Here is a 23,885-nt window from a genome sequence, read left to right on the forward strand (position 1 = left end):
CGCGGCAACCCAAGAGGCTCAAGGTGACCCGGGATGGAAACCCGGCGATGCCGTCGTGTCAAGCGTACGCTGCACCCAATTGTTACGTGACGGTAACGCTACAGCCACTACCCTCACAGTGAGTATCGGGCCGTATCGCCTCGCCCGTGGCGGACGGCACCGCGGATTGCGGTGGATGTCTTACGGGCAGGCAGCTCATCGAGGAGGAGTTGATGATGACCAGGTCGCTGACCAGAAGTGCCAAAGCGCTCGCGGTCGCCGGGGCGCTCGTCGCCGGTGCCGCCCATGCCGGAACCGTGGAGGTGCTCCATTGGTGGACGTCCGGCGGCGAGGCCGCAGCGGTGAACGAGTTGAAGGACATGCTCGAGACCAAGGGTCACGAGTGGGAAGACTTCGCTGTCGCCGGCGGCGGTGGTGAGAGCGCGATGACCGCGCTTAAGTCCCGGGTGATTTCTGGTAACCCGCCGGGTGCTGCCCAGATCAAGGGGCCCGCTATTCAGCAGTGGGGTGATCTCGGCGTGCTCGCCGATCTGAGTGAAGTGGCGTCGACGCAGAGCTGGGACGAGCTGCTGCCGGAAGTGGTTGCCGATGTCATGAAAGTCGACGGCCAGTACGTGGCGGCACCGGTGAACGTCCATCGCATCAACTGGCTGTGGGCGAACCCGGAGGTCTTCGAGAAGGCGGGCGTCGAAATCCCCGGTACCTGGGAGGAGTTCGTCTCTGCTGCGGAAAAGATCCGTGAGGCCGGTTTCACGCCGGTGGCGCAGGGCGGCCAGCCATGGCAGGAATCCACCGTGTTCGAAACGCTGGTCTACGGGGTGGGCGGCGCCGACCTCTACCGGCGGGCGTTCATCGAGCAGTCGCCCGAGGCGCTGTCCGGAGAGCAGATGCAGGAGGCGTTTCGTCGTCTGCGCGTGTTCAAGGGCTTCACCGACCCCAATGCCGCCGGCCGTGACTGGAACCTTGCCACCCGCATGGTGATCGAGGACGAAGCGGCCATGCAGGTCATGGGTGACTGGGCAAAGGGCGAATTCACGAGCGCCGAGCAGAAGCCTGGCGAGGACTACGTCTGCAGCGCGTTCCCCGGTACGGAAGATGCGTTCCTGTTCAATATCGACAGTTTCGTGATGTTCCAGGTCTCCGGCGATGACCGTGCCGCGCAGATGGCGTTGGCCGAAACCATCATGGAGCCCGAGTTCCAGCGCCTGTTCAATACCACCAAGGGGTCCATTCCGGTGCGCACGGACATGTCCATGGATGGCTTCGATGACTGCGCCGTGCAGGCCATGGATACGTTCAAGGCATCCGCCGACAGCGGTTCGCTGCTGCCGAGCATGGCCCACGGTATGGCGGTTTTCCCCGCTACCCAGGGCGCCATCTTCGATACCGTGACGCAGTTCTACAACTCCGAGATGAGTCCCGCGGAGGCCGCGCAGAAGCTCGCCGAGGCGGTGGCCGCGGCTGAGCCGGGACTCTGAGAGCTCGTCATCAGGGGGGTCGGCTCGGCCGGCCCCCACGCTAGGAGAGATCACGCATGTCTCAAACGCCAAGCGGCGGGCGTTGGCTGGAGCGCTGGCTGCCGAAGCTGGTAGTAGCGCCCACGTTCATCGCTTCGCTGGTATTCGTCTACGGCTTCATCGGCTGGACGGCGTGGCTGTCGCTGTCGAAGTCGACGCTCATGCCCAACTACGACTGGGCCGGGCTTACCCAGTACATCCAGCTGTTCAACAACGACCGCTGGTGGGTGGCCGCGCAGAACCTGGGCATCTTCGGCGGGTTGTTCATCGTCTTCTCCATGGCGATCGGGCTCGCGCTGGCCATCTTTCTCGACCAGCGGGTGCGCGCCGAAGGAGCGATCCGCACCATCTATCTCTATCCGATGGCGCTGTCGCTGATCGTCACCGGGGTGGTCTGGCAATGGATGCTCAATCCCGGCCTCGGGTTCGAGCGGGTGGTTCGCGCGCTCGGGTTCGAGGGGTTTCAGTTCGACTGGATCGTCGACCCGCAGATGGCGATCTATACCATCGTGATCGCCGCGGTCTGGCAGTCCTCGGGGTTCGTGATGGCGCTGTTCCTCGCCGGTTTGCGCGGGGTCGACGACGAAGTCTTCAAGGCCGCCCAGGTCGACGGCGCATCGCTGCCCACGGTCTACCGCCGCATCGTGATTCCCTGCCTGCGGCCGGTGTTCTTCAGCGCGTTGGTCATTCTCGCGCACATCGCGATCAAGAGCTTCGATCTCGTGATGGCCATGACCCACGGGGGGCCGGGCTATTCCACCGACTTGCCGGCAACGTTCATGTACACCTTCGCCTACACCCGTGGCCGCCTCGGCGTGGGCGCAGCCAGTGCGATGATGATGCTCTTCGCGGTGCTGGCGATTATCGTGCCGTATCTGTACTCGGAGCTTCGGGGAGGCCGCAATGAGTGATATCCGCGCCCCCGGCAACACCGCCCCCGGCTGGCGCTTCGCGCTGTACGCCCTGCTGGTGTTCGCGGCGTTGTACTACCTGATCCCCCTGTGGATCATGGCCACGACATCGTTCAAGACGCTCGAGGATATCCGCACGGGCGGCCTGCTCGACTGGCCGGCCACGTTCACCCTGGATGCCTGGCGTTACGCCTGGTCGCAGGCACAGATCGGTGCCGGCGCGAGCACCGGGCTCGCAGGGTATTTCTGGAACTCCGTGATGATCACCGTGCCTGCCGTGGCGCTATCCACGGCCATGGGCGCGATCGCCGGTTATGCGCTGACCAAGTGGCGTTTTCGCGGTGCCAACCTGATCTTCGGCATGCTCCTGCTCGGTGCCTTCGTGCCTTATCAGGTCTTCTTGCTGCCGATGTCCCAGGTGCTCGGTCAGCTCGGGATCGCGAGCTCCCTCGCCGGGTTGATTCTGGTGCACACGGTCTACGGACTGGCGTTCACGACGCTGTTCTTCCGTAATTTCTACGTCTCGGTGCCCGACGAGTTGGTGAATGCCGCAAAGATGGACGGGGCCGGGTTCTTCACGACGTTCTGGCGGATCATCCTGCCTCTGTCGGTGCCCATCATCATGGTCACCATCATCTGGCAGTTTACCCAGATCTGGAATGACTTCCTGTTCGGGCTGGTGTTCTCGGGCAGTGACTCGCGGCCCATCACCGTGGCGCTCAACAACCTGGTGAACACCTCCACCGGGGTGAAGCGTTACAACGTGGACATGGCCGCGGCCTTGATCGCTGCGCTGCCCACGCTGGTGGTCTATGTGCTCGCCGGGAAGTATTTCGTGCGCGGTCTGACCGCCGGCGCGGTGAAGGGTTGAGGAGAAAGGTTCAATGGGTTCGCTTACCATCGACAACGTTCGCAAACGCTACGGCCGCACGGAGGTGCTCAAGGGGATCGACATCGACGTCACCGACGGCGAGTTCATCATCCTCGTGGGGCCGTCGGGCTGTGGCAAGTCCACGCTGCTGTCCATGATTGCGGGGCTGGAGACCATCTCTGACGGCGAGGTCCGCATCGACGGCCAGCGGGTGAACGACCGCGGTCCGAAGGATCGCGACATCGCCATGGTGTTCCAGTCGTACGCGCTGTATCCGAACATGAACGTGCGTCAGAACATCGAGTTCGGCCTGGAAATGCGCGGCGTCGCGAAAGACGAGCGCCGCCGCATCGTGGAGCGCGTCGCCGAGACGCTGCAGATGGGCGATTTGCTGGAGCGGCGTCCCGGTCAGCTCTCCGGCGGTCAACGCCAGCGCGTTGCCATGGGCCGGGCGATGGCACGGGAGCCGGCGGTGTTTCTCTTCGACGAGCCGCTGTCGAATCTCGACGCCAAGTTGCGCGTGGAGATGCGCACCGAGATCAAGGAGCTCCACCGTCGTACCGGCACGACCACGGTCTACGTCACCCACGACCAGATCGAGGCCATGACCCTGGGCGATCGTATCGCCGTGATGAAGGACGGCGAAATCCAGCAGCTCGGCACGCCGCAGGAGGTTTACGACGAGCCGGCGAACCGCTTCGTTGCGGGTTTCATGGGCTCGCCGTCGATGAACTTCATCAAGTGCCGCCTGGAGGGGGCGGGCGACGGTGTCACCGCCGTGGCTGAGGCCAACACGGGCCCACTACGGCTGCCGTTGCCCGCTGAACGGTGCAACGGGCTGACCGGCCGTATCGGTGACGAGATCATCCTCGGGTTGCGCCCGGAACAGATCACCGCGCAGGGTGACGCCGATGGGGCGAAGGAGGATGTCCACGTCGCGTCGTGCGAGGTGGAGCTCACCGAGCCGACGGGACCCGATACGCTGCTGTTCTTCCACATCAACGGCGAGCGCGTCGTCGGCCGCACCCGCCCGGAGCACGCGCCCGGTCCCGGCGAGACGCTGCCGTTGGCGTTCAATCTGTCGCGAGCGGTGGTCTTCTGCCCCAATACCGCGGAACGTCTGGCGTAGTGAGTGATGAGTGGCAAGTTGAAAGTCGCGCGGCGGTAACCGCGGCGTCGTTGCCGCTCGCGCCTTGGTACTCGCAACTTGCGACTTGTAACTTGTATCTCCCTGTAGGCTCGTATGCCGCCGTCCATGGCGGCATACGGTCCCGTCGGCGTTCGCCCCGCCTATCCCGATGCGTTGCGGGTTGCTCTACGATGGTACGGACGTTAGGAGCGGTAAGGTGCAGGTTGCGAGTTTCGCGTTCCGGGTTTCGAGTCAGCGTGTGCCGTGTCGATGCGGCACAGCGGTTGCCCGACTTGAAACTTGCTACTTGAAACTTGTTATTCGTTACCAGCGCCCTGGCCATTTCCCACCGCTTTCCCCTCTTCCAGCAACGACTCGAGCTTCGGCCACACGTTCGCGAGCAGCTTCGGCTGGGCGGCGGCGTTGGGGTGGATGCCGTCGTCCTGCATCAGCGTGGGCTTTTCCGCGACGCCGGCCAGGAACTTCGGCACCAGGGGGATGTCTCGGTCTGAGGCGACGTCGCGGAAAACCTGCTGGAAACGCTCCACGAAGGCGGTGCCATAGTTGGAGGGTAGGCGTACGCCTACGAGCAGTACGCGGGCGCCGGCAGTCTGGGCCGCGTCCACCATGGCGTCGAGGTTCCGCCGCGTTTCGGCCAGAGGCAGGCCCCGCAGGCCATCGTTGCCGCCGAGCTCGATGATCACGACATCCGGCTCGTGCTCCTCGAGGACTGCCGGCAGGCGGGCGCGGCCGCCGCGGGTCGTGTCTCCGCTGATACTGGCGTTGATGACGGTCGCGTCGGCACCATTGGCGGTCAGCCGCTGGCGCAGCCGGGCCACCCACGTTTCGTCTTGTGCCAGCCCGTAACCGGCGCTCAGACTGTCGCCCACGATCAGGATCGTGAGCGGCGCGCCGGCGACGGCGGGCAGTGTCAGGATCAGGCACCCGACAAGCAGGAGGATGCGGAGCATGACGGCCAACCCCGATGGCTGTGTACTGGTGGCCGACGGGCTGACAATGCGGTTCACCGCGCCCGAGGGCACTATTACGCTGTTCGAGGACGTCGATCTTAGCATTCCCTATGGTGACGCCGTCGCGGTTCTCGGGGCGTCGGGGTCGGGCAAGTCGACGCTGCTGGGGCTGCTCGCAGGGCTGGACCAGCCCAGTTCCGGGCGCGTGTTGCTCGACGGACACGACCTGTCGAGCCTGGACGAGGACGAGCGCGCGGTCTTGCGAGCCGGGCGCGTCGGTTTCGTTTTTCAGGCATTCCACCTGTTGCCGGGCATGACGGCGCTCGAGAACGTCATGCTTCCCGGCGAGCTCGCGGGCGATGCGGACGTTGCCGGACGTGCCCGCGCGGCGCTGGAAAGGGTCGGTCTCGGTGAGCGTGAGGCGCACTATCCGGCGCAGCTATCCGGCGGTGAGCAACAGCGCGTTGCGCTCGCGCGCGCGTTCGTCGGTCGCCCTCATGTCCTCTTCGCCGATGAGCCGACTGGCAACCTGGATCGGCACACCGGCGAGCGCATCATCGACGCGTTGTTCGAACTCAACCGCGAAGCGGGCACGACGCTGGTACTGGTCACCCATGATCCGGATCTTGCGGCGCGTTGCCGCCGGATCATCCACGTTACCGGCGAAGGGCTGCGCGAGGAAGCGGGAGCGGCGGCATGAAGCTTGGCCTGCGCCTGCTCTGGCGCGACTGGCGCGGCGGTGAGTTGCGGCTGCTGACGCTGGCCGTGGTGGTGGCGGTGGCGGCGGTCACCTCGGTGGCCTGGCTCGCGGAGCGGGTGGGCGCGACGACCGCCGCGCGGGCCGCTGATCTGTTGGCTGCAGAGCGCGCCGTGGAGCGCCCCGACCCCATTCCCGAGGCCTGGCGCCGCCAGGCGCAGAGCCAGGGGTTGTCGACGGCCCTTACGGCGGAATTCCCGAGCGTTGTGGTCACCGGGGAGCGTAGCCAGCTCGTCTCCATCAAGGCGGTCACGCCGGCTTACCCGCTTCGCGGCGACCTGCGCGTGCGCGCCCGGCCGGATGCGCCGGAGCAGGTGACCCGGCAGACGCCCGACCCGGGCAGCGTGTGGGTAGCGCCCCGGCTGCTTCGGCTGCTGGAGCTCTCGGTTGGGGACGACCTTCAGCTCGGCGAGCGCACCTTCCGAATCGATCGTCTGCTCACTCTCGAGCCAGACCGCGGGAGTTTCTTCAACAGTCTCGCTCCACGCGTGCTCATGCCCTATGACGCCCTTGCCGGCACCGGACTCGTCGGGCGCGGCAGCCGTGTACGCTACAAGCTGTTGCTGGCGGGGCCGGACGACGCGCTGGTGGCATTCACGGACACCCTGGTCGCCCGCCACGGCAACGCGGTGGAGGTCGAAACCCCGACCGATGATCGACGCGGGGTCTCCGAGGTTGTCGCCAAGGCGCGCCGCTTCCTGGGGCTCGGTGCGCTGCTGACCGTGATCGTCGCCGGCGTCGCCGTATTGCTCACCGTGCGGCATTATGCCGAGCGTCAGGTGCTCTCCGTGGCGGTGATGCGGGCCGTCGGTGCCACGCGCCGGCAACTGACCACCCTGTTCGTGGCGCGGCTGTTCTGGCTCGGCTTGATCGCCGGTGCCCTGGGGGCGTTGCTCGGCTTCGCCGTGCATGCGGCCATGCTCGCCGTCGTCGCCGATCTCATCGGGCGCGATGTGCCGCCGCCCGGCTGGCGCCCTCTCGCCGTTGGCTGGCTCACCGCGTTCGCGGCGCTGTTCGGATTCGCGCTGCCTACGCTGCTGCGCCTGCGTGATGTCCCGCCCATGCGTGTTCTTCGTCGTGAGGCTGGCAGCGGAGTGCTGCGTGTCGGACTGCCGGTGGCGGCCGCCACGATCGTGATTCTCGCCCTCATGGGGTGGCAGGCCGGCGAGTGGCGGCTCACGCTTTACGTGTTCGGGGCGCTGGCGGTGACGCTGGCGGCCCTCTCCGCGGCTGCGGCGGTCACGGTCGTATCAGTGCGTCGGCTGGCGCGCCGGCGCGGCGGCCGCCTCATGTGGCTCACCGGTTTCAGTCGTCGGCCGTGGACCGCGGTGGTGCAGATCGTGGGCGTCGGCACCGGCTTGATGGCGCTCTTTCTTCTCGCCGTGGTGCGCAACGATCTCCTCGACGCGTGGCGGGACCGCATCCCCGAGGATGCGCCCAATCAGTTCCTGATCAATATCCAGCCTGACGAGCTTCCGGGGGTGCGCGAGCATCTGCGCGAGGCCGGGGTGCGTGCCGGGTTCTCGCCCATGGTAAGGGGCCGGTTGGTGGCCATGAACGGCGAACGCATCGCCGCGCCCGCGTCCGGCGATGAGCGTGGCGAGGCCGGACGCCGGCGAGGACGGCGGGAGTTCAACCTCACCTGGGCGCGCATGCCCCGGCCGGGGAACGAGGTCGTGGCCGGGTCGTGGTGGCCCCGGGACGACGGAGCCGCATCGCCGGGCGAGCTGTCCGTGGAGGAACGCTTTGCCGAACGCTACGGTATCGCGCTCGGCGATGCGCTCACCTTCGAGGTGGCCGGTCAGCGCGTGAGTGCAACGGTCACCAGTCTGCGCAAGGTGGACTGGGACAGTTTCAATGTGAACTTCTTCGTGGTCGCCTCGCCGGGGACGCTGGACGTGCTGCCCCGGACCTGGCTAACGAGCTTCTATCTGCCCGACGGCGAGGATGAACTCATCGTGCGTTTGGTCCGGGAGTACCCCAGTGTCACCGCCATCGACGTGGGAGCGATTCTTCGCACCGTGCGCGCCATCATGGATCAGGGTAGCCGGGTGGTGGAGCTCATGTCCTTGCTCACACTGGTTGCGGGGGTGCTGGTGCTGCTCGCCGCCCTTCAGATCACCGGCGAGCAGCGCCGCTTCGAGAGTGCCCTGTTGCGTGCGCTCGGTGCCACTGGTCGTCACGTGCGTCGACTCGCTCGCTACGAGCTCTGGTTGCTGGGGGCGGTCGCCGGTCTCATCGCCGGCGGCATGGCCACGGCGGCAGGCGTGTTCGTCGCCGAGGGCCTTTTCGATCTGGACTACCCCGTGCGCCCGCTGGCGCTGCTCGGCGGTGCCGTGGTTGGAGTGGCCACCGTTTGGCTGGCCGGGGGCCTCGCGGCCCGGCGCTATTATCGCGTCTCGCCAATGCGGTTGCTGCGGGAAGGGGGGGATTGAGTGGCGGCATCCAACCTGCGGGTTCCGAGTTGAAAGTGCCAAGTCACGGGTGGTAACGGCACCGCGGGGGCGACGCGCTACATTCAAACTGAAACTCTGAGCTTTTCACCAAGGCGTGGCTTCGCCGCGCCGCAACCACTTTGAGAATGTGACGCGAACCCTATATATTGGGCGTGGTCTTCAGCGGATGCCCAACAAATGGGTGTCCGGCGGGGAACACCGGTGAGAATCCGGGGCTGTCGCGCAACGGTGTGGCGATACCATCGCCGAGCCCGAGTACCGCCGAAGACGACGACGGGAGCCTCGCGCCAAGGTTTCCGGTGCTCAGTCATCCGGGTACCCGCGCCGGCTCCTTACCCCTGTAACCAGCGGGAGGAGCCCATGCACACACATCATCTGCCACTGAACGATCCATCCGACGAACCACTTGCCGTGAACCACGGTGGCGCGCAGTCGTTGCGTGCCCTGATTCCGGACAGCTGTCTGACCCCGGCATTGCGCAGTGCGCTGCAGGGGCTCGGTGCCTGCATCGTGCCGTTCCGCTGGCCGGGTATCGATCATCCCGACCTGGCCGGAATTACCGTGCCGCTGCCCGGCACCGGTCCCGAATGGCTCGGCGAGGCGGAATCCGAAAGTCTGATAGCGGCCCTCAAGGATATGGAGCGGTGCGGCCGGGCCCCGGTCTGGGCTCAGGTGATGCTGGCGCAACATCGCGCCGGCACCCTGCTGGACAGTGACGGCACGCTGGAACTCGCCGACGGGCTCAGTGCTCAGGGGCTGATCGCCGCCGTTCTGAGGCTCCCGGGTCACCAAGACGGGGCTTAGTGGCAGTCGCGAGTACAAAGCGCCAAGTTGGAAGCAAAAAGTGCCGCGTGCCGCGCGGCGCTTCCAACTCGCCACTTGCAACTCGGAACTTTCCATTAAGGCGCGGCCCGGCCGCGCCTTTACCGCTCCTCCACCGGAAAGCCTTCCAGATAGCGCGCCCAATCCACGGACGGGTCGCCCACGGCGACGAAGTCGGGGTTGAGGACGGATTCCTTCGTGTTGTAGGTCAGCGGTGTGGCGTCGGTGCGCAGCACGCGACCGCCGGCGGCCTCGACCACGCACTGTGCGGCGCCGGTGTCCCATTCCGAGGTCGGGCCAAAGCGCGGATAGATGTCCGCTTCGCCCTGGGCGACGAGACAGAATTTCAACGAGCTGCCCATGGACGTGGTCTCGAATCCCGGCAGGCGTTCGAGCAGGGCGTCGACCCGTTCGCCGCGGTGGGAGCGGCTGACCACCGCGGTCCAGGGGCCATCGCCGGCGGCTCGCGTGTGGATGGGCGTGCGCTCACCATCGGCTTCCAGCCAGGCACCATCACCGTTGACACCCGTCCAGGTGCGCCCGAGCACCGGCGCGTGGACGACACCAATGGTCGCGCGCCCGTTCTCGATAAGGGCGACGTTGACGGTGAATTCGCCGTTTTTCTTCACGAACTCCTTGGTGCCGTCCAGCGGATCCACCAGCCAGTAGGCGGACCATTCGCGGCGCTGCGCGTAGGGGGTCTGCGCGCCTTCCTCGGATAGCACGGGAAGTCGGGGCTCGAGCGCGGCGAGGCCTTCGCTCAGACAGGTATGGGCGGCGCGATCCGCCTCGGTGAGGGGGGAGTCGTCGTCCTTGGTCTCCACGTCGAAATCGCGGCGGTAGATGTTGAGGATACGTTCGCCGGCCTCGCGGACGAGGGGCAGCAGGCGTTCGGCGAGTTCGCGTCGGGTCGCGTCGTCCAGACTCACTACGGGGTCTCCTCGGTTTCAGTGCGCAGTCGTTCGAGTGCCAGGAAGATGGCGGCGATGCTTCGCGCCTCGGTGAAATCGGGGCGGGCAAGCAGCTCTGTCAGCTCGGCGAGGGGCCAGGGCACCACCTCGATGGGTTCGGGCTCGTCGCCCGGCAGCGGTGCCTCGTAGAGGCCGCGGGCGAGCACGATCTGGGTGCTGTGTGCCATGTAGCCGGGTGCGAGCGTCAGATGGTGGAGTGTCTCCAGTCGTTCGGCGCCGAACCCGGTCTCCTCGCGCAGTTCACGGTTGGCGGCGGCGATGGGGTCTTCGCCGACTTCCACGAGCCCCTTGGGCAAGCCGAGCTCGTAGCGGCCGGTGCCGGCGGCGTATTCGCGGATGAGCACCAGTTCCCGGTCCCCGGTGACCGGTACCACCAGTACCGCGCCGCCGCCCCGCCCGGGGGCGAGGCGCTCGAATACCACCTCGGTGCCGTTGGCGAATCGCAGATCGAGCTGTTCGACGCGAAACAGCCGCGACTGGGCGACGATGGTGGCACTGAGGGTCTCCGGCTTGCGGGCCATGCTGCTCTCCGGTTGCCGCACGCATACGTGAACAGGCTGCTATTGTACAGAACCAGCCCAGGCGGGGATCGGGGCGCCAACGCACTACACTCAGCGTGAGAGAGCACGCAAGGAGCGAGCGATGAATGACCTGCGCGAGCGTATTCTTCGCGCCCACGGCGGTGACGCGGGTTGGCGGAGGCTCAGACGGCTGAGTGCGCGCGTGTCCATGGGGGGCAGCTTGTTCCTGGCGCATATGCAGCCACGCCCCCTACGTGACGCGGAAGTGGTGCTCGAGCCGCAGCGCTTTCGCATGAGCGTGACGCCGTTCACTGGTGACGGCCGCACGGGGGTGTTCGAGCCCCGACGGGTATGGATCCATAGCGACGACGGCACGGTGATCGGCGAGCGTGGGGCGCCGGGCAGTGTGACGCGCTCGTTGCGCCACTGGATGGTGTGGGATGGTCTCGACCTGCTCTACGTACTCGGCCTGTGCACGTGGCAGGCGCTATTGCTGCCGTTGATGCTCTGCCGCTCCGGCGTTGCTGTCGAGCCTGTCGGCACTTGCGAGGGGGACGACGGACGCCTGGAGTGTCTCGATGTTCATCTATCCAGCGATCTCCCGGTTCCCGCGACACACCAGCGATGGTATGCCGACGCCACGGGTTGCCTGCGCCGGGCGGATTACGCGCCGTTGGCCTGGGGGCGAATGGTGCGCGTCGGTCAGTTGCTCGATGCCCACGAGAGTGTGGACGGCGTTTTGCTCGCCAGTCATCAGACCGTGTATCCGTGCTGGCCACGGAGTCAGCTCATGCGCACCACGCGGGTGAGTTGGCTCACCGCGGAGGATGTGGTGCTGGATCATGGCGAGTAGGCGCGCCCGTGCGTCGAAAGCAATCAGCGCCTAACCCATGAGCGCACCCACGTGGGCCGCCGCGCTCGCCGCCAGGGCACGTGGATCGTAACCGCCCTCCAGGGTCGAGACGATGCGCCCGCCGCTGCAGTAGTCCGCGACCGCCGCGAGTTCTTCGGTGGCCCACGCGTAATCCTCCTCGGTGAGTGCCAGCCCGGCGAGGGGGTCCATGGCGTGGGCATCGAAACCCGCCGAGATCAGGATGAGCTCCGGCTCGAAGCGCGAGAGCGCGGTGACGATCTCGTTGTGGAAATGGGTCCGGAAGAGCTCCGAGTCGCAGCCGGCGACCAGGGGCACGTTGTACAGCGACGATTCGCGATTGTCCTGGCGTCGGCCCGTGCCGGGGAATAGCGGGCATTGGTGCGTGGATGCGTAGAGAAAGCCCTCGCGGCCGGCAAGCATGGCTTCGGTGCCGTTGCCGTGGTGCACGTCGAAGTCCACCACGGCGATGCGGTGTAGGCCGTGGGCGGCACGGGCGTGGGCGGCGGCCACCGCGATATTGTTGAACAGGCAGAATCCCATCGCTCGTGCGGGTTCGGCGTGATGCCCCGGTGGCCGGACCGCACAGAACACGCGGTCGGCTTCACGCGAGACCACCGCATCGACGGCCTGACAGGCCGCGCCCGCGGCACGCAGCGCTGCTTCGCCGCTAGCGGGGCTGACCACGGTGTCCGGATCCAGGTTGCGGAGACCTTCTTCGGGAATATCGGCGAGTATACGCTGCACGTACCCCCGCTCGTGGACACGTGCGAGCTGCTCGATAGTGGCCCGCTCGGCCTCGTGGCGCGCCAGCCCGGCAAAGCGTGGGGCCGACAGTGCATTCAGGATGACCCGGAGGCGGTCGGCATTTTCCGGATGGCCCGGCCCCGTGTCGTGGTCGAGGCAGGCCGGGTGGCTGATCAGCCAGGTGGCAACCATGGCGATTCTCTCTCTCCTCGACGGTTCCCCCGTCTGGATCCGGTCGACGGTTTCCAGGCTCACCGCACTGGAAACACCGACGGCACCCTATTGTTCAGGATAGAACCACTGCGTGAACGTCAGGGCGTGGGTCTGCGCCGTACCCGCGGGATGCACGCGCAGCTCCACCCGTAGTCTCTCCGGCGGACTCACCGGCGTGGTGCCGATATAGTAGATCGCCGTGCCTTCCGCCACTTTGCGCATGCGGATGGTACGGCGCTGGCCGACTTCGTTTTCAGCGCTCGCCTCGATCGTCGCTGCCACGGGATCGCCGTTGCGCAGCACGCTCGCGGTCACGAGCGCGCGCCCGCGACTGCGCACCAAATCGTAGGCGCGGGCGACTTCCGGCGTGAGCGTCGCGGTGGCGATAGCGTTGTAGTGAATCTCGTAGTCGCCGAAGCGCCGCAGGCGCTCGGCGTTAGCGGGTAGCGCCACGGCGGTGAGCACAACGACGGCGACGATGCGGAGGACGGCGCGTATCGGCATTTGGCTCTCCCTCGCGGTCTGTGTGCGTACTCCCACCGATTATACGGCCTCTGCCCCGGGCGAGACCGGGGTGCTCATCAAGGCAACGAATTCGTGTTCCGGGGCACTAGCGCCGCCGGAACCGATAGAGCGCGACCTCCGCGAAAAGGTTCGGCAGGATGCCTGCCACTCGCGGACGTCGTAGCTCGTGAGTGAGGACTTCACGCTCGAGCAGGCGGATGCCGCGGCTGTGGCAGAGCTTCTCGAAGTCGTCCAGTGTGCACAGGTGAATGTTGGGCGTCTCGTACCAGGCGTAGGACAACGCGCCGCTTACGGGCATGCGTCCGCGCACCGCCAGATAGTAGCGCAGCCGCCAGTAGCCGAAGTTGGGAAACGTGACGATGCCTTCGCGGCCGACGCTCAGCATCTCGTCCAGCAGGAGATCCGGGCGCCGCACCGATTGCAGCGTCTGGGTCATCACCACGTAGTCGAACGAGTCGGCGTCGAAGTCCGATAGCCCCTGATCCAGGTCGGATTGCAGAACGTTGACGCCGCGCTCGACGCAGTGGCGGATCTTCTCCGGGTCGATCTCCAGTCCGTAGCCGGTGCACCGGCGTGTGGTGTAGAGGTAGTGGAGCAGTGTGCCCTCACCGCAGCCGAGGTCGAGCACGCGGCAGTTGGGCTCGATCCAGTCGGCGACCACCTGCAGGTCTGCACGCAAGCCCGTCATGCCCCGACCTCCCCGGCCACTCGGCTCATGTAGCCGCCGAAAACCGCCAGGTATTGGTCAATGGGCATGAGAAAGGCGTCATGACCGTGATCGGCTTCGATTTCGGCATAGCTCACATCCTTGTTGCCGTCGAGCAGCGCGCGCAAGATTTCGCGGGAGCGGCTCGGCGGGAATCGCCAGTCGCTGGTGAACGAGAGCACCAGGAACTTGGCCTGCACGTGCGCCAGCGCGCGCGAGAGGTCCCCTCCATGAGCGGCGGCCGGATCGAAATAGTCCAACGCCTTGGTCATGAGCAGATACGTGTTGGCATCGAAGCGGTTGATGAACGCACGCCCCTGATAGCGCAGATAGCTCTCGACCTCGAATTCCACGCCGAAGTGGAAGTCATAGTCCGGTTTGCCCTCGCGTAGCTCGCGGCCGAACTTCTCGCGCATGGCTTCATCGGAGAGGTAGGTGATGTGGCCGAGCATGCGCGCGAGCATGAGCCCCCGGCGCGGGATCGTGCCCGCAGCCTGATAGCGCCCTTGGTGGTAGTCCGGGTCGGAGCGAATGGCCTGGCGGGCGACCTCGTTGAAGCCGATGTTCTGCGCCGAGAGTTTTGGGGCGGCGGCGATCACCACCGCGTGGGCGATTCGCTCCGGGAAGTCGATCGTCCACCGTAGTGCTTGCATGCCGCCGAGGCTGCCGCCGACCACCGCCGCCCAGCGGTGAATACCCAGGCGGTCGGCGAGGCGGGCCTGGCTCGCCACCCAGTCGCGCACGGTGACCATGGGGAAATCCGGCCCCCAGGGCTCGCCGGTGGCCGGGTTGACGGTAGCCGGGCCGGTGGAGCCGTGGCAGCCACCGAGGTTGTTGCAGCACACGACGAAGAACCGGTTGGTATCGATGGGCTTGCCCGGCCCGATGCAAGTCTCCCACCAGCCGGGCTTGCGATCCTCGAGCGTCTGGTAACCGGCGGCATGGTGATTACCTGACAGCGCATGGCAGATGAGCACGGCGTTGCTGGCATCGGCATTGAGCTCGCCGTAGGTCTCGTAGACCAGCTCGTAGCCCGGTAGCTCGCGGCCGCACTCGAGGGCCAGCGGCTCGTCGAAGCGTGCGTGGCGCGGTGCCACCAAGCCGACGGAATCGCGCGGGATGGTCTCTGGCATTCGCTGGGAGGCCCTAAGCGTAGACGAGCAGCCGATACTAGCAGACGCGCGGGGCCTTGCAAGACAGCCGCCGCGTTGCCGCGGCGGCGCTCGGGCGGTGAGGCCTCTCGTGGCGTCAGATCAGCGGCGGTGCCACGTGGTTGAGCGGCGGCATCACCAGCATCTTGAGCACCTGCAGCAGAACGATGGCCACCAGCGGCGTCAGGTCCAGGCCGCCGATCATGGGAACGATCTGGCGGATTGGACGCAGCACCGGCTCGGTGAGGCTGTAGAGCAGGGTCTGGGCCGGATGGTAGCGATCCGGCGGCATCACCCACGAGAGCACCGCCTGGATGATGATTGCGATCAGGTAGAGATTGAACAGCAGCGCGAGCAGTTCCGCCGGAGTGCGCACGAACACGTACGCGAGTCTCGGTGTCACGCCGTAGACGAGCATCACCAGCGACAATGACACCGCCTGCAGCAGCACCATGAGCACCACGGCGGAGAGGTCCACGCCGCCCACTCCGGGGATGATTCGCCGAAGCGGTCGCAACACCGGTTGGGTGATGTGCACCAGGAATTGCGATAGGGGGTTGAAGAAGTCCGCCCGCGTCCACTGCAGCAGAAAGCGCAGCATTACCGCCAGGATGTAGAGGCTGAAGGCCGTGTGGATCAGGAATGCGAGCGGATTCCCCAGGTAGTTGCCCATTACTGCTCCCCCAGCATGTCCCCGATTTCCTGCGCCCGTTTCGCCGCCGCCTTCAGTGCGCGGCCGTAGAGCGCGCGTACGTCACCGTCCTCCAGCGTCGAGAGGGCAGCGTCAGTGGTACCGTTCGGAGAGGTGACCCGCTCGCGCAGGCGTGCCGGCGTCTCATCGCTTTCCAGGGCCATGCGTGCAGCGCCGAGCGCCGTCTCGAGCGTGAGCAGCCGGGCCTTCTCCCGCGGTAGGCCGAGATCCACGCCGGCGTCCTCGATCATCTCCATGAGCAGGAAGAAGTATGCCGGACCGCTGCCGGAGACGGCGGTCACCGCATCCATGAGCGCCTCGTCGTCGAGCCACTCGGTCACCCCCACGGCGCGCAGCAGCGATTCCGCGAGGTTCCGCTGCTCCGCGGTCACGTTCGCGTTGGCGTAGAGTGCCGTGGCACCGGTTTGCACCATCGACGGCGTGTTCGGCATGGTGCGCACCACGGCGGCGTCACCGCCGAGCCAGCGACGGATGTCGGGCTCGCGCAGACCCGCGGCGATGGAAATCACCACGCTGCCCTGGGCACGGATGCGCTCGCCGAGGGGCTCGGCGACAGTCTTGACCACCTGGGGTTTGACCGCGAGAACGATGGCCTCGGCGCCGTCCGCCGCCTCCTCGTTGGAGGCGTACGCGCGGATGCCGAAGCGCCCGGTGAGCTCGTCGCGGTGTTTCTCGCTGGGATCGGCGACGCGGATACGATCGGCCGGATACCCGTCGGCCACCAGGCCGCCGATGAGGCTGCGGGCCATATTGCCGCCGCCGATGAAAGTGATGGTGCGGTCGTTCATCTCTACTCGCCTCCCGTCAGTACTGGCGATGGCCGAAGATCGCGGTGCCGACGCGGACCAGGGTCGAGCCCTCGGCGACGGCCGCTTCCAGGTCCGCGGACATGCCCATGGACAGTGTATCCAGCTCGAGGCCGTGTTCGCGTAACGACTCGAGCAGCTCGCGCAGCCGGGCGAACGGCTCACGCTGAGCCTCGAAGCTCTCCGCCGGTGCGGGGATCGCCATGAGCCCCCGCAGATTCAGGCGCGGCAGCTCCGAGATGGTGGCGGCGAGCGCCGGGACCGCCTCCGGCGTGAGCCCGGACTTGCTCGACTCGCCACTGACGTTGACCTGCAGGCAGCAGTCGAGCGGCGGCAGGTGCTCCGGGCGCTGCTCGCTGAGACGACGGGCGATTTTCAGCCGGTCGATCGTGTGCACGACGTCGAACCGCTCGGCGACCGTGCGGGTCTTGTTCGACTGCAGCGGGCCGATGAAGTGCCAGGTGATGGCGAGATCGGCGAGGGCGTCGATCTTCGCCGTGGCGTCCTGGAGGTAGTTTTCGCCGAAGGCCCTCTGGCCGGCGGCGGCCGCCTCGCGAATGGCTTCCGGCGGTTTGGTCTTGCTCACCGCGAGGAGCTCGACGCTTCCGGGTGGGCGCGCAAAGCGTCGCTCGGCGGTGCGAATGCGGTCACGGACTTGCTCGAGGCGCTGGGTGATGGTGTTCATTGTTGCCTGGTTCAGGGTCTATCTGTAGCTTCTGCGCTCAGTCGGAAGTCACAACGAACACCACGGAATGTCTGCTCGGGGGACGGATGGACATCGCAGATCTGCTTGCCTTCGGCGTAAAGAACAACGCCTCTGACCTGCATCTCTCCGCTGGTTTGCCGCCAATGATACGTGTCGACGGCGACGTGCGTCGAATCAACCTGCCCGCCATGGAGCATCAGCAGGTGCACTCGCTGATCTACGACATCATGAACGACAAGCAGCGGCGCGACTACGAGGAATACTACGAGACGGATTTCTCCTTCGAGATAAAAGGGCTCGCGCGCTTCCGCGTCAACGCCTTCAACCACAACCGCGGCGCCGGCGCCGTTTTCCGGACCATCCCCTCGACCGTGCTCACTCTGGATGACCTGGGGGCGCCGGAGGTGTTCAAGCAGATCGCCGACAACCCGCGCGGGCTGGTCCTCGTCACCGGGCCCACCGGTTCCGGCAAGTCCACCACGCTGGCGGCGATGGTGGACTACAAGAACGAGAACTATCACGAGCACATTCTGACCATCGAGGACCCCATCGAGTTCGTCCACGATTCCAAGAAGTGCATCGTCAACCAGCGCGAGGTCCATCGCGACACCCACGGCTTCGCCGAGGCCCTGCGCTCGGCGCTGCGCGAGGACCCGGACGTCGTCCTCGTCGGCGAGCTGCGCGACCTCGAGACCATTCGCCTGGCGTTGACCGCGGCCGAGACGGGTCATCTCGTCTTCGGCACCTTGCACACCAGCTCCGCGGCGAAGACCATCGATCGCATCATCGACGTCTTTCCCGCCGCCGAGAAGGCCATGGTCCGGTCGATGCTCTCCGAGTCCCTGCGCGCAGTGATCTCCCAGAGCCTGCTCAAGCGCGCCGGCGGTGGCCGGATTGCCGCCCATGAGATCATGATCGGCACGCCGGCCATCCGCAACCTGGTGCGCGAGGACAAGGTGGCGCAGATGTACTCCGCCATTCAGACCGGCCAGGGCCAGGGCATGCAGACCCTCGATCAGAACCTCCAGCAGCTCGTGCGCCGGGGGCTCATCTCGCGCGCCGACGCCCGGGCCAAGGCGGTGGCGAAGGAACAGTTCAACTAAATCGATAGCGATTGCCGCGTGCGTCAGCGCGGCATCGACAGGGGTGCGAAGAGGGGCGCGACATGGATTTCAATGCACTGCTCGAACTGATGGTCACCAAGAAGGCCTCGGATCTGTTCATCACCTCCGGGCTCGCCCCGAGCATGAAAGTCTCGGGGCGGATCATGCCGGTGACCAAGACCAAGCTCAGCCCGGAGCAGGCGCAGCAGGTGGTGTTCTCCATCATGAACGAGCGCCAGCGCCGCGAGTTCGAGACCACGCACGAATGCAACTTCGCCATCAGTGCCAAGGGACTCGGCCGGTTTCGCGTGAGCGCGTTCTATCAGCGCAGTAACGTGGGCATGGTGCTGCGCCGCATCGAGACCGAGATCCCCACGGTGGATCAGCTGAGCCTGCCGCCCATTCTCAACGACCTGTCGATGACCAAGCGCGGGCTGATCATCTTCGTCGGCGCCACCGGCACCGGTAAGTCCACCTCGCTGGCGGCCATGATCGGGCACCGTAACGAGCATTCGACCGGGCATATCATCACCATCGAGGACCCCATCGAGTACATGCATGCTCATCGCAGCTGCATCGTGACCCAGCGCGAGGTGGGCATCGACACGGAGTCTTTCGACGTGGCGCTGAAGAACACGCTGCGCCAGGCGCCGGACGTGATCCTCATCGGCGAGATCCGTTCCCGCGAGACCATGGACTACGCCATCGCCTTCGCCGAAACCGGCCACCTGTGCCTCGCCACGCTTCACGCGAACAACGCCAACCAGGCGATGGACCGCATCATCAACTTCTTCCCCTCCGACCGCCGCGATCAGCTGTTCACCGACCTGTCGCTGAACCTCAAGGCGGTGATCGCCCAGCAGCTGCTGCCGTCCCCGGACGGCAAGGCGCGCGTGCCCGCGGTGGAGATTCTCATCGGCACGCCACTGGTCTCGGACAAGATCCACAACGGCGAGGTGCACGAGCTCAAGGACATCATGAAGCGCTCCAACGAGCAGGGCATGCAGACCTTCGACCAGAACCTCTATCAGCTCTACAGCGAGGGCCGGATTACCTATGAGGACGCGCTGCGTTACGCCGACTCGGCCAACGAGGTGCGGTTGATGGCGAAGCTCGGCGATGACGGCCGCCGCCAGAAGATGGAAGAGATGGCCGACAGCATTGGCTTGCAGGTGGATGAGTAGGGCGGATGTTGTCGCTGACCATGTTGGGTCGGGACTGATGCACGGGCGCGGTATCCGGGCGTGGGAGGCCTCTTTGGCGGCCAGTTGAACGACCCAAGTTCAAAGACGAAAGAACATACTAACCTTTGCGAAAGTATTGCCAAGCGGCTGTCCGCTTGCCACTTTGAACTTCCTTGGATGGCAGGTGGCAAGTTGAAAGCGGCAAGCTTCAAGAGGCGGTACCGGGGACGACGCCGCCGCAGCCAGACGCTTTTGACTTTGCACTTTTGATTTTTGCCTGCGCCGCACCCGTAGGCGCGAGGCGCGCCTACGGGTGCGGCGCAGGCATCTCCGCCAGATGGACGCTCGCGAGCAGCCCCTCGAGCTCGTCGAGCCAGGGTTCCAATCGGCCTTCGGGCAGGCATGCCGCCAGGGGCATGGCCTGGCGGTGCACCGCCGGGAGCTCGGCGAGATAGTGCCGCAGCAGGGTGAGGCCCTCGCCCTCGAAACAGCCCGGGCCGCCGGCCATGCTCGCCACCCGGGCGGGGATGCTCGCGTCCTCGAGGGATTTCACGCCGGCGATTGCCTCGGGTGGCAGGCCGGGGAGCAGAAAATGGGATGGGCACAGCCGTGCGGGCACGTCCCGCCAGGCGCCGAGAATCACCAGGACCGGCGGTGGATCCGTGCGCTCGGCAAGGGCGAGCACCGGGCCGATACCGGCACCCTCCGCGAACAGCAGTGGCGCGCTGGGGTAGTGCTGGGGCAGTGCGTCGCCGGTGAGCGGGCCTGTCGTGACCGTCGCGCCCAGCGTGAGCCCGGCGGGCAACCCGCCGGGTGGCAGTAGGCCGCCGGCCCAGCCCTCGCGCGCGCTGGCGTGGGTCAGCGGCAGAAAACAGGTCTGCTCGTCGAAGTCCAGCCGGACGTACTGGCCGAGATCGAAGTCGGTGGGCAATCCGGCGAGTCGCAGCCACCACCAGCCACCGGCGACGCGGTCGAGCCCTGTGACCCGCCGTTGCATGGTCACCGTCCCTCGTCCCCCTGGTGAACCAGGCAGCCACCCACGATGGTGTGAGTGGCCCGGCCGGTGAGCTCCCAGCCGAGGAACGGCGAATTGTGCCCGCGACTGCGCAGGGTTTCCTGACGACACCACCATACGGCGTCCGGATCGAACAGGCATATGTCCGCGGGTGCCCCTTCGGTGAGCCGTCCGCCGGGCAGGCCAAGCATGTCCGCAGGGCCGGTGGTGATCCGCGCCAGTGCGTCGATCAGCGGCAGAACACCCTCTTCGACGAGGCGCAGAGTCAGTGGCAGCAGGGTGTCGATACCGCTGCCACCGGGGGCGGTCGTGGCGAACGGGCCGTCCTTCGCGTCGGCCCCGTGGGGATGGTGTCCGGAGCAGATCACGGCAATCTCGCCCTCGGCGACCGCCGTCCGCAACGCCTGGCGGTCACCGGTGGTGCGCAGCGGCGGGCGCAGGTGGAAGCGCGGGTCGAACCCGGCGGCATCCTGCTCGGCGAGGAACAGCTGGGGCAGCGCCACGTCCGCGCTTACGCGAGCGCCGTCGGCCACGGCCTGGCGCAGGTACGGCAGGCTTGCCGCTGACGATAGCCGGGTGAAGTGCACGCGTGCTTCGCCGTCGGCGGCGAGGGCGAGCGGTCGGGCGAGCCCCGCCGTTTCGGCCGCGACCGGGATGCCGGGCAGCCCCAGGCGGGTCGCCAGGGGGCCTTCGTGAAGGCAGCCCGCTTGCCCCAGTGCCGGGTCCAGGGGGGTGAGCAACACCGGAAGGTCGAATGTCGTGGCGTATTCCAGGGCGCGGCGCAGTACCAGGGTGTCGGCAACAGGGTGGTCGCCGTCGCCCACCGCCGGGCACCCGGCCCCGCGTAGCGCGGCCATTTCGGCGAGCTGTTCGCCGGCGAGTCCGCGCGTGAGCGCGCCCACCGGCAGCACGTTGGCGGCACCCGCCTCGGCGGCGCGCCGGCGGATCAGCTCGGCCACAGGTGGCGTGTCGGTTACCGGTTCGGTGTCGGGCGGGCAGACCAGCGTGGTGATGCCGGCAGCGGCGGCCGCGCGTGCTTCACCGGCGACCGTGGCCCGGTGCTCCGGGCCGGGCCGGCCCAGGCGTGCGCCGACGTCGATGAGCCCGGGGCAGACCACGCGACCGCTGGCCTCGATGATTTCGTCGGGGGTGAAGTCCTCCGGGGCGCTGCCGCGGTGGCTGATCAGACCGTCGGCGATGCACAGATCGGTGACTGCGTCGTGGCCGTCGGCGGGGTCGATGACCCGACCGCCTCGAATCAGGATGCGCTTCATGCCTCCTCCACGCTGGCCTGTGCGCGACTGCCCAGAACCATGGACATGACTGCCATTCGCACGGCGATACCGTTGGTCACCTGTTCCAGGATTACCGAACGTGGTCCGTCGGCGACGGCGCTGTCGATCTCCACGCCGCGATTGATCGGCCCTGGATGCATGACGATGGCGTCCGGCTTGGCGGTGGCCAGGCGCTCCTCGCTCAAACCGTAGTGCTGATAGTACTCGGTCTCGCTCGGCAGTAGTGCGCCCTCCATGCGTTCGCGCTGCAGTCGCAGCATGATCACCACGTCCACATCCTTCAGGCCGCTGGCCAGGTCGTGATGGACGTGCACGCCCAGCCCCTCGATGTCCCTGGGCAGGAGCGTGCGCGGCGCGATCACGCGCACTTCGCCCGCGCCCAGGCCGTTCAACGCGTGAATCTGCGAGCGCGCCACCCGCGAGTGAAGCACGTCGCCGACGATGGCCACCCGCAGGGGCTCGAAAGCGCCCTTGTGGCGGCGGATGGTGAACGCGTCGAGCATGGCCTGGGTAGGGTGCGCGTGACGCCCGTCGCCGGCGTTGAGAACGGCGACCTCCTCGCCCACGTGGTCGGCCACATAGGCGGCGGCGCCGCTTTCGTTGTGGCGTACCACGAACATGTCCGCCTGCATGGCCTCCAGGTTGCGGAGCATGTCCAGCAGGCTTTCGCCCTTGGTAGTGGTGGTGGCGACGTTGACGTTGAGCACGTCCGCCGAGAGGCGTTTGGCCGCCAGCTCGAAGGTGGTGCGCGTACGCGTGCTCGATTCGAAGAACAGGTTGATCACCGTGCGGCCCCGCAGCAGCGGGACCTTTTTCACCGATTTGCCGATCACGCCGGTGAACGACTCGGCGGTGTCGAGGATGCGGGTCAGCAGCTCGCCGGGAACGCCCTCGGTGGTCAGAAAGTGGCGCAGGCGGCCGTCGCTGTCGATCTGTTCGGTCATGAGCGGCGCTTTTCGATGGTGAGGGTGAGCGGGTCCGGGCCCGACAGGTGAACGGCCTCGTCGGCGGCGAGGGAGACGCAGGCGCCGGTCACGTCCGCGGCCACCGGCAGCTCGCGCTCGCCTCGATCGATGAGTACCGCCAGCCGCACCGCGGCGGGACGCCCGAAGTCGAAGAGCTCGTTGAGCGCGGCGCGGACCGTACGCCCCGTGTAGAGCACGTCGTCGACGAGGACGATCACTCGGTCGTCCACGGTGAAGGGCAGCTCCGACGGCCGCACCGTCGGGTGCAGCCCCGCGCGGGAGAAATCGTCCCGGTAGAAGTTGATATCGAGCCGGCCGAGGGGCGTCGCCAGCGCCATGCGACGGTGAAGGTGCTCGGCGAGCCACACACCGCCGGTATGCACACCGACCATCGCGACGCGTTCCGGGGCGACGCCGTCGAGGCGTGCCCGGAGTGCGTGTTCCATGTCCCCGAGCAGGCTCGGGACGTGCGGGAGCTCAGTCATCGTAACCCCTGCTCGCTGAACCAGGTCTCCAGAATGACGGCCGCCGAGACGGCGTCCAGTCGCGACTTGTCGCGGCGGTGGCGCACCGGGCGGCCGGTGGCGGCCAGGCGTTCGCCCGCTTCGTGGGATGATAGCGCCTCGTCCACCGTGTGCACCGGCAGCGCGAAGCGTCCGGCCAGGCGGCGGGCGAAACGCTCCGCCGCCCGCGTGCTCTCCGAGTCGCTGCCGTCGGTGTGCCGCGGCACGCCCACGATCAAGGCCGCAGGGCGCCACTCCTCGATCAGGGCCTCGACGGCCGCCCAATCCGGTGCGCCCTGCTGTGCAGCCAGAGTCGTGAGGGCGTGAGCGCTCGCGGTGATGCGCTCACCGCCGGCAACGCCGATGCGTGCCAGGCCGAAGTCGAACGCGAGGTAGCTGTCGGCGCCCATGGGAGTCAGTGCCGGCTTCGGGCCGGGGGCGCGACGGTGTGGTTGCT

General features: G+C 66.9%; 25 protein-coding genes and 1 riboswitch. Of the genes, 10 read left to right on the plus strand and 15 right to left on the minus strand.

Annotated features, from left to right (window positions below; translation table 11 throughout):
* The first annotated feature begins 212 nt into the window (after positions 1 to 212).
* From ACPEES_RS08485 to ACPEES_RS08500, 4 genes are read left to right on the plus strand one after another with little or no spacing between them, the layout of a single operon-like run.
* Entirely contained in the window at positions 213 to 1,478 is a 1,266-nt protein-coding gene (locus ACPEES_RS08485) for an ABC transporter substrate-binding protein (protein ID WP_435103019.1), read from the plus strand.
* Between the two features lie 56 nt (positions 1,479 to 1,534).
* Positions 1,535 to 2,428: a carbohydrate ABC transporter permease gene (locus ACPEES_RS08490; protein WP_435103021.1), complete on the plus strand. Its 894-nt coding sequence runs from the start codon at positions 1,535 to 1,537 to the stop codon at positions 2,426 to 2,428.
* The gene (locus ACPEES_RS08495; protein WP_435103022.1) at positions 2,421 to 3,299 is read left to right on the plus strand and encodes a carbohydrate ABC transporter permease; all 879 of its coding nucleotides are present in this window, start codon (positions 2,421 to 2,423) and stop codon (positions 3,297 to 3,299) included. Before ACPEES_RS08490 ends, ACPEES_RS08495 begins: the two co-directional genes overlap by 8 nt.
* 13 nt (positions 3,300 to 3,312) lie before the next feature.
* Positions 3,313 to 4,428, plus strand: a complete 1,116-nt coding sequence (locus ACPEES_RS08500; protein ID WP_435103023.1) for an ABC transporter ATP-binding protein — start codon at positions 3,313 to 3,315, stop codon at positions 4,426 to 4,428.
* Positions 4,429 to 4,745: 317 nt separating this feature from the next.
* Here the strand turns inward: ACPEES_RS08500 and ACPEES_RS08505 are convergent, their stop codons facing one another.
* Entirely contained in the window at positions 4,746 to 5,399 is a 654-nt protein-coding gene (locus ACPEES_RS08505; RefSeq protein WP_435103024.1) for an arylesterase, read from the minus strand.
* On the opposite strand from ACPEES_RS08505, the gene ACPEES_RS08510 reads away from it, so the two are divergent.
* The 3 genes from ACPEES_RS08510 to ACPEES_RS08520 all read left to right on the plus strand — a co-directional run bounded on the left by ACPEES_RS08510 (position 5,398) and on the right by ACPEES_RS08520 (position 9,416).
* The gene (locus ACPEES_RS08510; RefSeq protein ID WP_435103025.1) at positions 5,398 to 6,099 is read left to right on the plus strand and encodes an ABC transporter ATP-binding protein; all 702 of its coding nucleotides are present in this window, start codon (positions 5,398 to 5,400) and stop codon (positions 6,097 to 6,099) included. The genes ACPEES_RS08505 and ACPEES_RS08510 overlap by 2 nt on opposite strands.
* Complete coding sequence (locus ACPEES_RS08515; protein WP_435103026.1) at positions 6,096 to 8,591, plus strand: ABC transporter permease; 2,496 nt, start codon at positions 6,096 to 6,098, stop codon at positions 8,589 to 8,591. The genes ACPEES_RS08510 and ACPEES_RS08515 overlap by 4 nt, the downstream gene beginning before the upstream one ends.
* Before the next feature lie 164 nt (positions 8,592 to 8,755).
* Positions 8,756 to 8,892: riboswitch (cobalamin riboswitch) on the plus strand.
* Between the two features lie 80 nt (positions 8,893 to 8,972).
* Complete coding sequence (locus ACPEES_RS08520) at positions 8,973 to 9,416, plus strand: hypothetical protein (protein ID WP_435103027.1); 444 nt, start codon at positions 8,973 to 8,975, stop codon at positions 9,414 to 9,416.
* A gap of 119 nt (positions 9,417 to 9,535) precedes the next feature.
* Here ACPEES_RS08520 and cysQ read toward each other — a convergent pair whose 3' ends face one another.
* A complete protein-coding gene (gene cysQ, locus ACPEES_RS08525) occupies positions 9,536 to 10,363 on the minus strand; it encodes a 3'(2'),5'-bisphosphate nucleotidase CysQ (protein WP_435103028.1) in 828 nt (275 codons plus the stop codon).
* Positions 10,363 to 10,926: an ADP compounds hydrolase NudE gene (gene nudE, locus ACPEES_RS08530; protein WP_435103029.1), complete on the minus strand. Its 564-nt coding sequence runs from the start codon at positions 10,924 to 10,926 to the stop codon at positions 10,363 to 10,365. Before nudE ends, cysQ begins: the two co-directional genes overlap by 1 nt.
* A 121-nt stretch (positions 10,927 to 11,047) precedes the next feature.
* Here nudE and ACPEES_RS08535 point away from each other — a divergent pair, with 121 nt between their 5' ends.
* Complete coding sequence (locus ACPEES_RS08535) at positions 11,048 to 11,779, plus strand: hypothetical protein (protein ID WP_435103030.1); 732 nt, start codon at positions 11,048 to 11,050, stop codon at positions 11,777 to 11,779.
* 30 nt (positions 11,780 to 11,809) lie between these two features.
* Here ACPEES_RS08535 and ACPEES_RS08540 read toward each other — a convergent pair whose 3' ends face one another.
* The 7 genes from ACPEES_RS08540 to ACPEES_RS08570 form a co-directional block, all read right to left on the minus strand.
* On the minus strand, positions 11,810 to 12,736 hold the full coding sequence (locus ACPEES_RS08540) for a histone deacetylase family protein (protein ID WP_435103031.1): 927 nt from the start codon (positions 12,734 to 12,736) through the stop codon (positions 11,810 to 11,812).
* A gap of 87 nt (positions 12,737 to 12,823) precedes the next feature.
* A complete protein-coding gene (locus tag ACPEES_RS08545) occupies positions 12,824 to 13,261 on the minus strand; it encodes a DUF4426 domain-containing protein (RefSeq protein WP_435103032.1) in 438 nt (145 codons plus the stop codon).
* Positions 13,262 to 13,367: 106 nt separating this feature from the next.
* Positions 13,368 to 13,970, minus strand: a complete 603-nt coding sequence (metW, locus tag ACPEES_RS08550; RefSeq protein WP_435103033.1) for a methionine biosynthesis protein MetW — start codon at positions 13,968 to 13,970, stop codon at positions 13,368 to 13,370.
* A complete protein-coding gene (metX, locus tag ACPEES_RS08555) occupies positions 13,967 to 15,121 on the minus strand; it encodes a homoserine O-succinyltransferase MetX (protein WP_435103034.1) in 1,155 nt (384 codons plus the stop codon). The genes metW and metX overlap by 4 nt, the downstream gene beginning before the upstream one ends.
* 115 nt (positions 15,122 to 15,236) lie before the next feature.
* On the minus strand, positions 15,237 to 15,812 hold the full coding sequence (locus tag ACPEES_RS08560) for a YggT family protein (protein WP_435103035.1): 576 nt from the start codon (positions 15,810 to 15,812) through the stop codon (positions 15,237 to 15,239).
* Complete coding sequence (gene proC, locus ACPEES_RS08565) at positions 15,812 to 16,639, minus strand: pyrroline-5-carboxylate reductase (protein ID WP_435103036.1); 828 nt, start codon at positions 16,637 to 16,639, stop codon at positions 15,812 to 15,814. Before proC ends, ACPEES_RS08560 begins: the two co-directional genes overlap by 1 nt.
* Positions 16,640 to 16,655: 16 nt before the next feature.
* Positions 16,656 to 17,342: a YggS family pyridoxal phosphate-dependent enzyme gene (locus ACPEES_RS08570; protein WP_435103037.1), complete on the minus strand. Its 687-nt coding sequence runs from the start codon at positions 17,340 to 17,342 to the stop codon at positions 16,656 to 16,658.
* Between the two features lie 86 nt (positions 17,343 to 17,428).
* Between ACPEES_RS08570 and ACPEES_RS08575 the strand changes: the two genes are divergently transcribed.
* Positions 17,429 to 18,466, plus strand: a complete 1,038-nt coding sequence (locus ACPEES_RS08575) for a type IV pilus twitching motility protein PilT (protein ID WP_435103038.1) — start codon at positions 17,429 to 17,431, stop codon at positions 18,464 to 18,466.
* Between the two features lie 62 nt (positions 18,467 to 18,528).
* Entirely contained in the window at positions 18,529 to 19,650 is a 1,122-nt protein-coding gene (locus tag ACPEES_RS08580) for a PilT/PilU family type 4a pilus ATPase (protein ID WP_435103039.1), read from the plus strand.
* Positions 19,651 to 19,957: 307 nt separating this feature from the next.
* On the opposite strand, the gene ACPEES_RS08585 is transcribed toward ACPEES_RS08580, so the two are convergent.
* Genes ACPEES_RS08585 through ruvX form a run of 5 tightly spaced genes read right to left on the minus strand, consistent with a single transcriptional unit; the run spans position 19,958 to position 23,838 of the window.
* Positions 19,958 to 20,647: a hypothetical protein gene (locus ACPEES_RS08585; protein WP_435103040.1), complete on the minus strand. Its 690-nt coding sequence runs from the start codon at positions 20,645 to 20,647 to the stop codon at positions 19,958 to 19,960.
* Positions 20,648 to 20,649: 2 nt separating this feature from the next.
* A complete protein-coding gene (locus ACPEES_RS08590; protein WP_435103041.1) occupies positions 20,650 to 21,939 on the minus strand; it encodes a dihydroorotase in 1,290 nt (429 codons plus the stop codon).
* Positions 21,936 to 22,904 carry an aspartate carbamoyltransferase catalytic subunit gene (locus ACPEES_RS08595; protein ID WP_435103042.1) on the minus strand — a complete coding sequence of 323 codons (969 nt, stop codon included), beginning with the start codon at positions 22,902 to 22,904 and terminating at the stop codon, positions 21,936 to 21,938. The genes ACPEES_RS08590 and ACPEES_RS08595 overlap by 4 nt, the downstream gene beginning before the upstream one ends.
* Complete coding sequence (gene pyrR / locus ACPEES_RS08600; protein ID WP_435103043.1) at positions 22,901 to 23,410, minus strand: bifunctional pyr operon transcriptional regulator/uracil phosphoribosyltransferase PyrR; 510 nt, start codon at positions 23,408 to 23,410, stop codon at positions 22,901 to 22,903. Before pyrR ends, ACPEES_RS08595 begins: the two co-directional genes overlap by 4 nt.
* Complete coding sequence (gene ruvX, locus ACPEES_RS08605; protein ID WP_435103044.1) at positions 23,407 to 23,838, minus strand: Holliday junction resolvase RuvX; 432 nt, start codon at positions 23,836 to 23,838, stop codon at positions 23,407 to 23,409. The genes pyrR and ruvX overlap by 4 nt, the downstream gene beginning before the upstream one ends.
* Between the last annotated feature and the right edge of the window lie 47 nt (positions 23,839 to 23,885).

It is taken from the genome of Arhodomonas sp. AD133, from assembly GCF_051195215.1.
In the GTDB taxonomy this organism is placed as follows: Bacteria; Pseudomonadota; Gammaproteobacteria; order Nitrococcales; family Nitrococcaceae; genus Arhodomonas.